General features: G+C 61.7%; 1 protein-coding gene. It reads left to right on the plus strand.

The features are described 5' to 3' along the window. Positions 1-12: 12 nt before the first annotated feature. A partial coding sequence (locus ASE56_RS17225; RefSeq protein WP_162234502.1) for a hypothetical protein occupies positions 13-266 on the plus strand: 254 nt, incomplete at its 3' end.

Raw genomic sequence — 266 nt, forward strand, 5'->3', positions numbered from 1 at the left:
GTGAGAGAGGTGATGACCTGGCTGAATTCGGAGCGGCTTACCGACGAGGCGAAGCGCGATTCCATCCTCACCGGCTGCGATATCATCGACCGCATCTACCGCGCCGACGCGATCATGCTTCGGGAAAGGGCGCCGCTTAGCTACACGCCCGAGGAAGCCCTGAGAATGATCGAGGAGGAGTATGCCCGCGAGGTGGTGCACGATCGCCAGACCATTGCCGAGTACGAACACCGCCGCCGTGTGTTTACGACAGCCGTGCCGGACAT

Source organism: Microbacterium sp. Leaf203 (assembly GCF_001421275.1).
Lineage (GTDB): Bacteria > Actinomycetota > Actinomycetes > Actinomycetales > Microbacteriaceae > Microbacterium > Microbacterium testaceum_A.